Source organism: Chryseobacterium sp. G0201 (genome assembly GCF_003815655.1).
Taxonomy (GTDB): domain Bacteria; phylum Bacteroidota; class Bacteroidia; order Flavobacteriales; family Weeksellaceae; genus Chryseobacterium.
In genome coordinates this window covers 3,124,087-3,138,688 of the sequence record NZ_CP033917.1, presented here as the reverse complement: position 1 = coordinate 3,138,688, position 14,602 = coordinate 3,124,087, and the positions used below count along the sequence as shown (strand labels likewise).

The 14,602-nt window shown below is 34.5% G+C and carries 12 protein-coding genes, 1 tRNA gene and 1 pseudogene; 8 read left to right on the top strand and 6 right to left on the bottom strand.

Annotated features, from left to right (window positions below; genetic code table 11):
- Positions 1-4 precede the first annotated feature (4 nt).
- Positions 5-1,045 (top strand): DNA polymerase beta superfamily protein, encoded by a 1,041-nt coding sequence (locus tag EG348_RS14215; protein ID WP_123983669.1) that lies wholly within the window; start codon positions 5-7, stop codon positions 1,043-1,045.
- A gap of 82 nt (positions 1,046-1,127) precedes the next feature.
- Here the strand turns inward: EG348_RS14215 and EG348_RS14210 are convergent, their stop codons facing one another.
- Positions 1,128-3,395 carry a polyribonucleotide nucleotidyltransferase gene (locus EG348_RS14210; RefSeq protein WP_123983668.1) on the bottom strand — a complete coding sequence of 756 codons (2,268 nt, stop codon included), beginning with the start codon at positions 3,393-3,395 and terminating at the stop codon, positions 1,128-1,130.
- Positions 3,396-3,856: 461 nt separating this feature from the next.
- On the opposite strand from EG348_RS14210, the gene EG348_RS14205 reads away from it, so the two are divergent.
- On the top strand, positions 3,857-5,281 hold the full coding sequence (locus EG348_RS14205) for a sugar MFS transporter (RefSeq protein ID WP_123983667.1): 1,425 nt from the start codon (positions 3,857-3,859) through the stop codon (positions 5,279-5,281).
- 432 nt (positions 5,282-5,713) lie between these two features.
- On the opposite strand, the gene rpsO is transcribed toward EG348_RS14205, so the two are convergent.
- Positions 5,714-5,983: a 30S ribosomal protein S15 gene (gene rpsO, locus EG348_RS14200; protein ID WP_054510192.1), complete on the bottom strand. Its 270-nt coding sequence runs from the start codon at positions 5,981-5,983 to the stop codon at positions 5,714-5,716.
- A gap of 173 nt (positions 5,984-6,156) precedes the next feature.
- Here rpsO and EG348_RS14195 point away from each other — a divergent pair, with 173 nt between their 5' ends.
- From EG348_RS14195 to mgtE, 3 genes are all read left to right on the top strand, one after another.
- Entirely contained in the window at positions 6,157-6,714 is a 558-nt protein-coding gene (locus tag EG348_RS14195) for a pyruvate decarboxylase (protein WP_123983666.1), read from the top strand.
- 127 nt (positions 6,715-6,841) lie between these two features.
- On the top strand, positions 6,842-6,994 hold the full coding sequence (locus EG348_RS21740) for a bacteriocin-like protein (protein ID WP_164463304.1): 153 nt from the start codon (positions 6,842-6,844) through the stop codon (positions 6,992-6,994).
- Positions 6,995-7,182: 188 nt separating this feature from the next.
- Positions 7,183-8,505: a magnesium transporter gene (gene mgtE / locus EG348_RS14190; protein ID WP_123983665.1), complete on the top strand. Its 1,323-nt coding sequence runs from the start codon at positions 7,183-7,185 to the stop codon at positions 8,503-8,505.
- A 58-nt stretch (positions 8,506-8,563) separates the two neighbouring features.
- On the opposite strand, the gene EG348_RS14185 is transcribed toward mgtE, so the two are convergent.
- On the bottom strand, positions 8,564-9,061 hold the full coding sequence (locus EG348_RS14185) for a hypothetical protein (RefSeq protein ID WP_123983664.1): 498 nt from the start codon (positions 9,059-9,061) through the stop codon (positions 8,564-8,566).
- 188 nt (positions 9,062-9,249) lie between these two features.
- On the opposite strand from EG348_RS14185, the gene EG348_RS14180 reads away from it, so the two are divergent.
- The gene (locus tag EG348_RS14180) at positions 9,250-9,981 is read left to right on the top strand and encodes an ABC transporter substrate-binding protein (RefSeq protein ID WP_123983663.1); all 732 of its coding nucleotides are present in this window, start codon (positions 9,250-9,252) and stop codon (positions 9,979-9,981) included.
- 223 nt (positions 9,982-10,204) lie between these two features.
- Here the strand turns inward: EG348_RS14180 and EG348_RS14175 are convergent, their stop codons facing one another.
- Positions 10,205-10,654: a GAF domain-containing protein gene (locus EG348_RS14175; RefSeq protein WP_066750933.1), complete on the bottom strand. Its 450-nt coding sequence runs from the start codon at positions 10,652-10,654 to the stop codon at positions 10,205-10,207.
- A 13-nt stretch (positions 10,655-10,667) separates the two neighbouring features.
- Complete coding sequence (locus EG348_RS14170; protein ID WP_072412559.1) at positions 10,668-12,095, bottom strand: nicotinate-nucleotide adenylyltransferase; 1,428 nt, start codon at positions 12,093-12,095, stop codon at positions 10,668-10,670.
- Positions 12,096-12,149: 54 nt separating this feature from the next.
- Between EG348_RS14170 and EG348_RS14165 the strand changes: the two genes are divergently transcribed.
- Both EG348_RS14165 and EG348_RS14160 read left to right on the top strand, forming a co-directional pair.
- Complete coding sequence (locus EG348_RS14165) at positions 12,150-12,917, top strand: MBL fold metallo-hydrolase (RefSeq protein ID WP_123983662.1); 768 nt, start codon at positions 12,150-12,152, stop codon at positions 12,915-12,917.
- A 75-nt stretch (positions 12,918-12,992) separates the two neighbouring features.
- Positions 12,993-13,074 (top strand) — tRNA-Leu (locus tag EG348_RS14160).
- Between the two features lie 580 nt (positions 13,075-13,654).
- Here the strand turns inward: EG348_RS14160 and EG348_RS21910 are convergent.
- Positions 13,655-14,599, bottom strand: a pseudogene (locus EG348_RS21910) (recombinase family protein); the annotation flags it as partial.
- Positions 14,600-14,602 lie beyond the last annotated feature (3 nt).

Sequence of the window (14,602 nt, the reverse complement as noted above, 5' to 3'; positions counted from 1 at the left end):
AAAAATGAAAAATAACTTCATCCTCCTCGAATCCATCTCCGGCAGCCGCTCCTTCGGGCTCGCAACGGAAAACTCGGATACAGATATCCGTGGAGTATATTATTTACCTAAAGAAGACTTTTTTGGTTTACATTATATTCCGCAAATTTCCAATGAAACGAATGATATTACTTATTATGAAATCGGGAGATTTGTAGAATTATTACAGAAAAATAATCCGAATATTCTGGAAGTTTTGGCAAGTCCGGAAGACTGTATTCAACATAAAAATCCGTTGATGGATTTGTTGAAGCCTGAAGATTTTCTTTCCAAATTATGTAAAGATACGTTTGCGGGTTACGCGATTTCGCAGATCAAAAAAGCGAAAGGATTGAATAAAAAGATCCTCAATCCAGTCGATAAAGAAAGAAAATCGATTCTTGATTTTTGTTATGTTTTGCAAAATCAGGGTTCAATTCCGTTGAAAAAATGGCTTTTAGAAAACGGAAAAGTTCAGGAACAATGCGGATTGGTAAGCATCGATAATACCAAAGGAATGTTTGCGCTTTTCTATGATGAATTGCGAGATTTAAACTATAAAGGAATTATCCAGAATGAAGAAGCCAATCAGGTTTCTGTATCATCTGTCCCGAAAGAGGAAAAATCTGTTGCTTATTTGTTTTCTAACCTCGATGCCTACTCTACTTACTGCAAAGATTACAGAGAATATTGGAAGTGGGTTTCCGAACGAAATGAAGACCGCTACAACGTCAATAAAACTCACGGACAAAATTATGACAGCAAAAATATGATGCACACGATTCGTTTGTTGCAGTCTTGTGAACAGATTTTCAAAACCGGTTCGTTGAACATTCGTGTAGAAAATCGGAATGAATTATTAGATATAAAAGCAGGAAACTGGTCTTACGATGCCGTTATGCAGAAAGCAGAAGATTTGATACAATCTATTGAGCATTATCATTCGATTTCCAGTCTTCCCGATGTGCCTGATTTGGAGAAAACGACAAAAATTTTAATTGAAATCAGAGAAAATTTATACCGTTAATTATTTTCTGCAAAGATTTGACTTTTAAAACCATAAAAAAATCCCTCAAATTGAGGGATTTAAATATATCTAAGATTTGATTTTATGCTTCAGATGAAGGATTTTGATTTTCCTTTGGAGCTTGATCAGCCGGTGCCGGTCTTCTATCACCTTCTGGTCTGTCCTGTCTTTCTGGTCTTCTGTCACCTTGAGGTCTGTCTTGTCCTTCAGGTCTTGGTTTAGACTCAGGTCTTGCAGGTCTTGGCAACAAAACTTTTCTCGAAAGTTTCATTTTCTTACGGTCATCGTAACCCATGAATTTTACTTCCACTTCGTCACCTTCGTTGTAAGGTACTTTATCAAGACGAGCCCACTCGATCTCAGAAATGTGAAGTAATCCTTCAGTTCCTTTTGCAATGGCTACAAAAGCTCCGAAATCCATTACTTTAACCACTTTTCCTTGGTACACTTCACCTACTACAGGTACAAATGTAATCTCGTTGATTCTTGCGATTGCAGCATTGATTTTCTCTCTGCTTACACCAGAAATCTCGATTCTTCCGATTTCTCCTACCTCTTCAATAGCAATAACAGTATCTGTATCTTTTTGAAGCTGTTGAATGATTTTTCCACCAGGTCCGATAACAGCACCGATGAAATCTTTAGAGATCTCAAGCATTACCATTTTCGGAGCGTGAGGTTTCACGTCTTCTCTTGGTACTGCAATGGTTTCTGTAATTTTATCCAGAATGTGTAATCTTCCGTCTTTAGCCTGTAAAAGAGCTTTCTCCATGATATCCATAGATAACCCTTGGATTTTGATATCCATCTGACAAGCTGTAATACCGTCTGCAGTTCCCGTTACTTTAAAGTCCATATCTCCCAAGTGATCTTCATCACCTAAGATATCAGAAAGTACAGTGAATTTTCCGGTTTTAACGTCTGTTACTAATCCCATTGCAATTCCGGAAACCGGTTTTGTAATCTGAATACCAGCATCCATCAACGCTAAAGTTCCTGCACAAACAGTTGCCATAGAAGATGAACCGTTTGATTCTAAAATATCAGAAACGATACGGATCGTATAAGGGTTTTCTTCAGGAATCATGTTTGCCAACGCTCTCTGAGCCAGGTTTCCATGTCCTACTTCTCTTCTTGAAGTTCCTCTTAAAGGTCTTGCTTCACCCGTTGAGAACGGCGGGAAGTTATAATGTAAGAAAAATCTTTCGTCATAGTTTACCATAACGCTGTCTACCATGTTCGCATCTTTCACTGAACCTAATGTTACAGCTGTTAAAGACTGAGTTTCACCTCTTGTGAAGATTGCAGAACCGTGAGCTCCAGGTAAATAATCAATTTCGCTCCAGATTGGACGAATTGTTTCAGGATCACGACCATCAAGACGGATTTTATCATTTAAAATCATCTGACGCATCGCTTCTTTCTCTACATCATGGAAATATACTTTAGCGAAAGGAGTTACTCTTTCTAATTCTTCAGCATTTTCAACATATTGAGCTAAAAATTCAGCTAAAACAGCTTTGAATTTTTCACCTCTTTCTTCTTTTCCTGAAGGAGTTTTCGCTACTTCATAAACTTTATCGTATGTTTCTTTCCACACTTTCTCACGGATCGCTTCGTCGTGATTTTCGTGGCTGTATTCTCTTTTTGGGAATGATTTGCCTACTTTTTCAGCTAATCTTTCCTGAGCTTCAACTTGTTTTTTGATTTCTATGTGAGCGAACTGGATTGCTTCAAGCATTTCCTGCTCAGAGATTTCTTTCATCTCCCCTTCTACCATTACGATAGAATCTTTAGTTGCTCCAACCATGATGTCAAGGTCAGCAATTTTAAGATCTGCATAATTAGGGTTCACAGAAAGTTCACCGTTGATTCTTACAACTCTTACTTCAGACATTGGTCCGTTGAAAGGGATATCTGTAATAGCAATTGCTGCAGAAGCTGCAAGACCTGCTAAATCGTCAGGAATTGACACTCCGTCATAAGAAATTAATGAAATCATTACCTGAACTTCCGCGTGGAAATCTTCAGGAAATAATGGTCTAAGAACTCTGTCTACCAAACGCATCGTTAAGATCTCCTGATCTGATGGTCTAGCTTCTCTTCTAAAAAAGTTTCCAGGAATTTTACCTCCTGCGTAGAATTTTTCTCTGTAATCTACCGTTAAGGGTAGAAAATCTACACCGTCTTTTGCTTCTTTACTGGCTACAACAGTTGCTAAAAGCATTGTTCCGCCCATTTTTACGACTACAGAACCATCGGCCTGTTTTGCTAACTTTCCTGTTTCAATTGTAATTTCTCTGCCATCTGCAAGAGTAATCGTTTCTGTAATTGCTTGAGGTATACTCATAAATTGTTTAGTGTTGCACTCCGTATTGAGCGCTTTAATTATTGATATTTCGTCTAAATTTTCGTTTGCAAATATAGCGTATAATAATGAGATAATTAAATTTTCAAATGAATAAATAATACCTCTTGTTTTAATGCTGTGATTAAATATTTAGCTTTAAAAATAGAATTATTGTAAAAAAACAACAGTTTATTCATCAACATCAAAAAAATAAAAAAGAACTTAGTCTGTGATTATTTTGGTCTTAAAAATCCTACACTCGTTATATTATTGTCTCAAAATAAGAAATATTGTATTTAAAGGTAAAATTAACAGAAAAAACACTAAAAAAGTTGCAGAAAAAAAAGTGGTTCCCCTATATTTGCCTGTTCTTTAAATATGTGAAAAATTTAAAGAAATCTAACTTTAAAATCAACTGAATGAGTTTTATAAAAGCTCTTTTTGTTTAAATATGTGTGTATATGAATAATAATGAAGTAAAATCGCAAAGCAGGAATTACACTATTCCGCTTATTACCATCACTCTTTTATTTTTTATGTGGGGATTCATCACTTGTATGAATGACATTTTGATTCCTTACCTGAAACAACTCTTCAAACTGACCTTCTTCGAATCGATGTTGGTACAGTTTTGTTTCTTTGGAGCTTATTTTATTGGCTCATTAATTTATTTCTTCATCTCTATTACAAAAGGAGATCCCATCAACAAAGTAGGTTACAAAAAAGGAATTCTTTTCGGGATTTTCCTGGCAACTTTTGGATGTATTTTATTTTATCCGGCTGCTACTTTCTCTTCCTATCCTTTATTTTTAGGAGCCTTATTTGTTCTTGGATTAGGATTTACGGTACTTCAAATTACTGCAAACGCTTACGTTTCTTTATTAGGATCAGAAGAATCAGCATCAAGCCGATTGAATATGACGCAGGCTTTCAATGCGTTGGGAACTACGATCGCTCCGGTTTTAGGAGGACATTTGATCTTTGAATTATTTTCAGCCGAAGACGGTTCTTTCAGTGCCGTGGCAACAAGAATTCCTTATTTGATCTTCGCAGGTATTCTTTTATTGGTCGCTTTATTGATCTCAAGAGTAAAATTGCCATCATTCCAAACCAATGACAGCGAAGAAGTTGTAAAAGGTTGGGGAGCATTGAAGTTCAACCATTTGAAATTCGGGGTTTTTGCTATGTTTTGTTATGTTGGAGGTGAAGTTGCTGTTGGAAGTTTCATCATCAGTTTCCTTGAACAGCCACAAATTATGGGCTTTGATGAAGTGATTAGTAAAAATTACCTTTCTCTGTATTGGGGAGGTGCCATGATTGGGCGTTTTCTGGGGGCTATCTCTTTAAATCAATCGATAAGCCAAGAGAAAAAAGCTATTTATATGTTGGGAGCTGCAGCGTTGGTATTTTTAGTAATTTTCAGCATTGTGAATCTTTCGTTTGCACAGATCAGTTTCTTCTTGGTATTTATTGTTCTTAACTTCATTGCATTCTTTATTGGTAAGGCTGCTCCGGCAAGAACACTTTCAATTTTTGCTGCAATCAACGTTATTCTATTAATATCTACGATGGTAAATCACGGCGAATTGGCAATGTACAGCGTTCTGGGAATCGGAATTTTCAATTCTATTATGTTCTCAAACATTTATACACTGGCAATTTCAGGATTAGGAAAATATACAAGTCAGGGATCATCTTTGGTGGTAATGGCCATTCTGGGAGGTGCTATTGTTCCTATTTTCCAGGGATATCTGGCAGATCAGTTTGGAGTTCAACATTCGTTTATTATTCCTGTTTTCTGTTATGTAATGATCTTAATTTTTGGAGCTTATTGTACGAAATATCTTGGTCATGTAGAAACTACAGAATCCAAATCTGGACATTAATTTTAATTAAAAATATAAATCATGTGAGGCACTTTTTAAGTGTCTCATTTTTTTAGGAATTAATATGACCTATTGTTGAGATTCTTACTTCGTCAGAATGATAAAGTATTTTTAAATACAAAACTTTGTCTTTCAAAAATAAGTGAAACGTCTTTGTTTAACTTAATTTTAATAAGTTTTAAAAATAATTCTTTGTCTGACTTTGCGTTTAATCTTATCGCAAGGATAAACAAAGTTTTAGCCTAAATAGATCTTTAATTAAAGAAAAACAAAGGTACTTCGTTTATAGAAGTAAAACGAAGATAGGTATTAATTTACAAGTAAAAACTAACAACGAAATTAATTGATAATTCACCATTGATTTCAGAAATTTATTCAACACAAAAAAGCAACCTCTTTCGAAGTTGCTTTTTATCTGAAAATCTTTGTAGATTATTTTCTTAAACCTAGTTCAGCAATAATTGCTCTATATCTTGCGATATCTTTATTTTTAAGGTAATCTAGTAAACTTTTTCTTTTACCTACCAATTTAACCAAAGATCTTTCCGTTGCGAAGTCGTGACGGTTAGCCTTTAAGTGTTGAGATAAATGGTTGATTCTGAAAGTGAAAAGAGCTACTTGTCCTTCAGCACTTCCTGTGTCTGTTGCAGATTTCCCGTGTTTAGAGAAAATTTCCTGCTTTTTTTCTGTTGTTAAGTACATTCCAATATTGTTTAATGATTATTATGTAACGGGTGCAAAAGTACGACTATTTTTTTATTGGGCAAAACATTATTGATTTCATGAATCAAATTTGATAGAAAAAAATGTTAAAAATATCTTAAAAAAATTATGCCATACCATTAAAAGACAGTAATTTTGCAAATGAATTACAAATGAGAAAAATTTTCACTTTTAGTACGGTTTTCACTTTTTTATTGATGGGCATTGCTTCAGTAAAAGCACAAAGAAATGCTTCAGAAGATAAAATAAAAAAGGTCTTATACTTCAATCCTGAGGTAGAACCTGACCTTGAGGAAATCAAAGAACCCACTAATCATGCATTTTTCAGTGCAGTTTCTGATAATTTAAGCAGATATAAGAGAAACAAAATGCTCCGAACGGAAACTCAGGTTTCGTTTGACAGTGTTGATAAGCAAACTATTGTTGATTATTGCCTAAATAATGATGCAGATTTCGCCATCGTTCCAAAAGTAAGATATTTTAAAGTAGGTCTTGGGAAATATGTTTTCTCCAACCAAGTTGTTGTAAGCATGAAACTTTTTGATGCTGCAGGAAACTATATTACAGAAACAGATTACAATACATATCATAAAAACATGCGCCTTTTAGGTTCAGCAGACAATTCCATCAAAATCGGTACAAACGGAGCAATAAAAGGTATTCTGAAAGAATTAAGAAGACTGAAGCCTTCTACAGAAGCCGGATTCTAACGTTTTAATGCACTAATTCAATATTTTTTATTCGTAATAATTATATTTAAAATCAAATTAATTCATTTAATAGTGATTAATTTAAAATATTTTTATTAACTTAGTCTTGCATTAAAATCTAAATACTATGAAAAATTCAAACTTGAAAAAGCTCAACAGAGCTCAGCAAAAAGAAATTCAGGGAGGCGGACCATTTAAAAGATGCACAGAGCATTATCAGTGCCCCGGCGGCTCATGCTGTGAAAATATCTGCGTCCTTTATAACTGTCCTCTAACGTAATCATCAACATTATTTGATCACTTAAATAAACTATATTGTTGCACCCGTTCTCGCGGGTGTTTTTTTATTTCTAACAGCTCAATTTTTGTTTTGAAAATAATAAAGCTTTAATTAATTCTTAATTTTCCCACATCATTGGTCAGTTCTAAAAAATTGAATTATTTTTGCATATCCTAAAATTGCACGTTTTGAATTATAACGACGAACTTATCTTTAATCCTGCCGATATTGCCGAAACTCTAAGTGAACTTCACGCTGATGAGAGGCTCTTGGCATTTTTAAAAGTTCCGAAACAATACAAAGCTGAAGTTTTCTCACATTTAGATCCGGATTTTCAGGAAGAAACCATCCGAAGCATCGGAAGTGATGATGTTTCCGAGATCTTAAACTCGATGACTCCGGATGACAGGACTGCCCTGTTTGAGGACTTTCCGGATGAACTTATAAAATATTCCATCAATCATCTTAATCCGCAGGAAAGAAGAATTGCCTTAAAACTATTGGGTTATCATTCTGATTCTATTGCCCGTTTGATGACACCTTATTACATTCAGATCCGTAAGGAATGGACGGTAAAAAAATGCCTTCAACAGATTAAAAAAGTAGGAAAAAGAGTGGAAACAATGAACCACTTGTATGTAGTGGACGAAAGAAACCGTTTGATCGATGACTTAGCCGTAGGAAGTTTATTATTAGCTGAAGAAGATACATTGGTTTCTGAATTAACGGATAATCATTTCGTTGCTATAACCACAATGACTTCAAAAGAAGATGCAGTTACTTATTTCGAAAAATATGACAGAACTGCCCTTCCCATCATTACAGAAGCTGGAGTTTTGGTAGGAATTGTTACAATTGATGATATTCTCGATCAAATCGAACAACAAAATACAGAAGACATCCAAAAATTCGGGGGTCTTGAAGCCTTAGATTTACCATACACCCAGACTTCTTTTATGGAAATGGTAAAAAAAAGAGGAATGTGGCTTGTTATCTTATTTTTCTCTGAAATGCTAACCGCATCCGCAATGGGTTATTTTGAAGATGAAATTCAAAAAGCAGTGGTCTTGGCATTGTTTGTACCGTTAATCATTTCCAGTGGAGGAAACTCCGGTTCGCAAGCTGCAACGTTGATTATTAGAGCGATGGCGCTTCAGGAAATCGGTTTGAAAGATTGGTGGTACGTCATGAAAAAAGAAATTTTCACAGGATTATTTCTTGGCGGAATTCTAGGAATTATTGGATTTTTACGAATCATGATCTGGCATAAAATCGGCTTGTTCAATTATGGTATTCACTGGGCTTTTGTAGGTTTAAGTGTTGCTGTTTCCTTAGTGTTGATCGTGCTTTGGGGAACACTTTCAGGCTCTATGGTTCCATTTATCCTTAAAAAATTAAAACTCGATCCCGCAACCTCTTCTGCTCCATTTGTAGCGACTTTGGTAGACGTTACCGGACTTATTATTTACTTTTCTGTAGCAGGACTTTTCTTAACGGGTAAACTTTTGTAATTTTAATATAAACAAAGCCCCAAATTGGAGCTTTGTTGAAATATATTAATTCAATATACTAAAATGGAGGAACTGAAAAGTCTGGTAAATGAACATACTTTGATGTTTCTGTCTCAGTTGATTGAATAATAGCATTTGGATTAAAATGATATTGATTAAAATAAGCCATAGAAGGTATCCATCTTAAAGTATTCCCTTCTCTAAAATATATTCTTCCATTATTAGGGTTTTGGAGTAATCCATTATCGATATAAAGCGGAGTTCCGATTGGAGTCTGAGTAGTGACAGACAAGGAACTAATTGAAGGAAGATCAAATTCTTGTTTAATACTTTTATTAATAAATAATCCATCCCAAGTTGCCTGATTATCAACATGCCTCCATTTTCCCAGAAATTTAACATAAAAAAGAACACTGGTAACACCATTAGGATTTGTATCCGTTACTTTAGCAAAATCACCGTTATAAGCTATAAAAGGTGAATTAGCTACTTCTTTAGATTCTAAAACAGATTTTGAAGATGTAGACACATCATTGGAAAGTTTCCCATTGTTCATTAAATCATCATTATTCGAACATGATGTAATAAAAAGTAAACTAGTTAAAAAAACCACTATTTTTTTCATAAATATTATTTAATGGCACAAAGATAATTATTACAAATAAATAATTCATTAATTAGTGTATTATTTATTTGTAAAATGATATTAAAATAACTTTTTGTAATTTTAGACAAAGTCTAACAATGAAAGTTATATCTCTTGTTCCCTCAATTACTGAGGCTTTATTTGATTTGGGTTTAACTCAAAATGAAGTGGTCGGAAGAACCAAATTCTGCATTCATCCCAAAGAAAAAGTAAAAAATGTAGCGATTATAGGTGGGACAAAAAACATTAATATTGAAAAAATTAAAGCTTTACAACCCGATATAATCCTTGCAAATAAAGAGGAAAACATCAAAGAGCAGGTTGAAGCCTTGATGGAAGATTTCAACGTTCTCGTGACTAATGTTGAAACCATTGAAGACAACTATTATCTTCTTAAAAATCTTGGATTGCTTTTTAATAAAGAAGAAAAAGCGCAACAATTCAATCTTAAAACTTACGAAGTTCTGAGTCAGGCTAAAATTGATTCTCCAATAAAAGTAGCCTATCTTATATGGAAAAATCCTTATATGACGATTGGCTCAGATACTTTTATCAATCGTATTTTATCTGAAATTGGTTTTGAAAATATATTTAAAAATAAAACCCGCTATCCCGTAATTGAAACCGAAGATCTGGCGGAAGCTGAAATTATTATGCTTTCCTCTGAACCATTTCCATTTAAAGAGAAACATATTGATGAATTAAAAGAGTTTTATCCAAATAAGAAGATCATGATCGTTGATGGAGAAGCATTTTCGTGGTATGGAACGCATATTGCGAAGTGTGAGAATTATTTTAAGGAATTGATTACTAAGGTGAATTTTGTTTAAACACAAATTTCACAAATGACACTAATTGTAAGCTTCACTTTTAAGTTTTGGCTAAAGCCAATTTGATTTGGTTATTTTGAAAACGGGCTAAAGCCCATTTCTATTGATGGTATTCATTCAGAAAATCGAAGATTTTCGTTTATTGGTGGCTGAGGGTCTCGAAGCCACCAATTATTAGCATAAAAAAACTCCGACCAAAAGATCGGAGTTTATATTTTTTCAATTATAGAATTTTAGAAACTTCTTTACAAAGCCATTCTAATAATTCTCGGTCTTCATCCGTAAAAGGATCTATTTTGTGAGAATCAATATCAATCTGACCAATATTTTGTCCGTCTTTAAAGATCGGAACTACAATTTCAGCTTTCGTATCAATTGAACAGCTTAAATAGTTGTCCTGCTGATGAACATCCGGAACCACAAATGTTTCATTAGAAACGGCAACCTGACCACAAATTCCTTTTCCGTAAGGAATAATGTCGTGATCTGTCGGAGCTCCAACGTAAGGTCCCAATTTCAACTCGTCTTTATCTCCATTTTTAAAATAGAAACCTGTCCAGTTGAAATAAGAAATTTCTTGATCCAAAAGATGACAAACTTTTTGAAGTTTTTCTTCAGTATTATGTTTTGGACTTTCAAGAATGGAAGAAAGTCTTTTCTTTAGTTCTGACATTATATTTTGTTTTTTAGGAGAATTGTTTTAGCGAAAGTTCTTGTTTATATCCGAACATTCCGCGCTCTTTTATCATTTCAGCAACACCTTCAGGAAGTTGAGTTTCCCAACCTTTGATGTTCCCTGCAATTTTTCGTAATATCTCTCTGGAATAAATTTCCAGGAACTCAGGATTATAGTTTTTAATATCTACAATACGATTGTTCAGTTTAAAATATTTATAAAGTTCCTTAAGATTTTCTTCTACTTTAAGATTTTCAGAATCTAGCAACTCATGAGTTTCAGGATCTTTATAAGGATACAGATACACTCTCATTCCGTTTCTAAAAAATTTACCGAAAGCCTCTAAGATTCCGCCTGATAAATTCTTATAATATTTCTCGTCAAATACCATCAACAGGTTATTTACACCCATTGCTACCCCAATATTTCCAGTAGTGTAAGATGCAAAATAATCGATCAATCGATAATATTCAGAGAAGTTTGAGATAATAACTGTGTAGCCTAATTTACCTAGAACGTCTACTCTATCAAGGAAATCTCTTTCATCAATATCTCCATCTGCTCGAAGGTTTGAAATGGTAATTTCAATTAAAATCTCTGTTTCTTCGTGGGTACAGACTGCATCCTTCAAAAACATATCAATACCGTTTTGAAGCATATCAATATTTACCTTGGTTACAGGTCTGAAACTTCCTCTTATCGCAAAAATATTTTTCTTGTATAAACTATCTGCCGGAAGCATATTGCTCCCTTGTGAATTGAAGATAACTGCATCTGTCATGTTGTTTTTAACCAACTGTAAAGACATCAGTCTATTATCAACATAAGCGAAAGCCGGACCGCTGAAATCGATCATATCAATTTCAAGATTATCGGTTGCAACGTCGTCAAAAAGAGATTCAATTAATCTTCTCGGGTTATCATAATACGTAAAGGCCCCGAAAATAAGATTTACCCCCAAATTTCCAAGAGTTTCCTGCTGCAAAGTAGCATCATTCTCTTTGAATTTTACGTGGATAACGATCTCGTTGTAATCCTCATTTTCTTTCACCTGAAAACGTATTCCTACCCAACCGTGACCTCTTACAGTTTTATCAAAATTAATAGTGGTAACAGTATTCGCGTAAGAAAAAAACTTTCTGTTTGGGTTGTTATCTCTGGAAATTCTTTCTTCGATCAAGGCTACTTCATAACGAAGCATTTTACGAAGTCTATTTTGAGTAACATACCTGTTTTTAACCTCTTTTCCGTAGATGGCATCACTAAAATCTTTGTCGTAAGCAGACATCGCCTTAGCAATTGTACCTGAAGCCCCTCCTGCTCTAAAAAAGTGTCGAACAGTCTCCTGCCCTGCTCCAATTTCTGCGAAAGTACCATAAATAGTAGGATCTAGATTAATTGTTAATGCTTTTTGTTTAGGAGTTAGTTTCTGATACATTAGGACATTAAATTTTTCGTAAATTTACCAAAATTAAACCAACCTCAAAAGAAAATGAAGTTGAAATTTTTAGGAACGGGAACTTCCCAAGGCGTACCCGTTATTGGCTGCACCTGCGAAGTGTGTACATCACAAAATCCCAAAGACAATCGTTTTCGATCTTCTGTGATGATTTCGACAGAAGAAAATAAAAAAATCCTGATCGATTGCGGTCCGGATTTTCGGCAGCAAATGCTTCTAAATAAAGAAAATACGGTTGATGTTGCTCTTATAACTCACGAACACAATGATCATGTGATCGGGCTTGACGATATGCGACCTCTCATTTTTAAAAGCGGAAAAAATATGCCGATTTATTGCTATCCAAGAGTCGGGCACGAAATAAAAAATCGTTTTCCTTATGCTTTTGCAGACGAAAGATATCCCGGCGCACCTGCATTTGATCTTCATGAAATTGAAAATGAACCATTCACTGTTTTAAACACGGAAATTACGCCAGTTGAAGTCATCCATTATAAAATTTCTGTTTTTGGATATAAGTTTAAAAACCTTGCTTACATTACAGATGCCGGTTTTATTTCTGACACGGAAAAGGAAAAACTGAAGAATTTAGATGTTTTAATTTTGAACTGTATCCGAAAATTTGATCCGCATCCGGCACATTTTATTCTTCCGGACGTTATTAAATTGTTTGAAGAGCTGAAACCTAAGAAATTATTTTTAACTCATATCAGTCATCATTTAGGTTTACATGATGTTGAAGATAAACAACTTCCGGCCGGAATGCACCTTGCCTACGATGGTTTGGAGATAAATTTTTAAAAAATTTTCTGCAAAAAACTTTTGAACATTAAAAAAAGTTTCTATATTTGCACACCAATTTAAAACAAACATCAAGCCCAGTTGGCGGAATTGGTAGACGCGCTAGACTCAAACTCTAGTATCGAAAGATGTACCAGTTCGATTCTGGTACTGGGTACAAGACCGGAAAGAGGTGATAATTCACTTTCTTTCTGGTTTTTTTTAGCTCTTAACTCATTGTTTATCTGATAGATATAAGACAGTAAAACGTTGGCTCGAATAGTTCGATAATGATTTTCAAAAAACTCCAATTTTTCAGGGAATATCGAACTAATAATCTTACGTTTTAAGTCAATATCCCCATCAGAATAGACTTTAGCAAGATTTATAATGTTCGATAATGCATGGTCAAGTAGTTTCGGGAAATCTATTTTCTTTTTATCTTTTACTTTGGTCAATTTACTTTCTAACTTTTCAATTTGGTCTTTGCAATCAGTCTTAATTTCCAAATACTCATCATCATCAATGACCTCTTCCAACAATTTATTTCGTGCCGACTTTAACCTGTTGTTCAATCCATCTATTTCCAGTAATATCATTTTTCTTTCATGTTGAGGATTATTGATAAACTTCTCAAAGTTCTGTTTCAAGACCTTTCTCAAATATTTTTTAATGGATTCCCTCATTTCTAAAGCTTGCAATACTTCCAAAAATTTATTATTAATAACTTCTGCCTTATAACGATATCCGCATGGTGACTGACAATGATAGTAATAATATTTCTTCGAGTGTCCTGTAGATGCGCTCCCAGTTACTAAATGACCACATTCCGGACAGATAAGAAATCCTCGTAGCGGAAGGTTGTCATCAGACAGGATTTTAACATTGGGTCTGGCAGGATTAACATTTCCATCCATAATATTTTGCACCTTTTCAAATAATTCTTCACTAATCAAGGGCTCATGTATGCTTGGAACAAAATGCGCCTCTTCTTCATTATATTGCTCGACAAATATTTTTCCACAATATGCAGTATTGCGCAAGCCAGCAAGAAAGGCACTTAGCTTAGCTGATTTACCTTCTTTTCTATTCATCATCTCCATAATCTGACTGGCAGAAAATATACCTTTTGCCATTTCGTTAAATGCCCACTTCATATTAGAAGCCTCCGGTTCTTTTGGAGCAACATATTTCCTACCATTCTCTGATATTTTATTGACATATCCATAGGGAGCCCTTCCCATCAATCTTCCTTCTTTTTTAGCTCGACGCATTCCGTAATAGGTATTCAAAGCGCGTCTGTCATTCTCAACTTCGGGGGCAGCAAGGTAAATAGCCAGCATCATTTTGTTCTCAGGAATTGACAAGTCTAAAGGTTGCTCGATTGCCTGTGGTTCAACGTTGAGTTTTTTGAGGATATTTATTACTTGGTAAGCATCACCAGCATTTCTACTAAAACGATCCCATTTTGTGAATAATAATACATTTGTCCTTGAACTTTTTTTCTTAAGCGTGTCAAGCAGTTTGATCCACTCTGGTCTATTGAAAGTCTTTGCTGAATAATCTTCATAAATGATCTGTCCAACAACAATATTGTTATGGTCACAGTAGCGTCTCAATCTCTCTTCCTGATCTCTCTGGGAATATCCCTTATCTGCTTGTTCATCAGTTGACACACGAATATATAAATCGGCTCTTTTCATTTT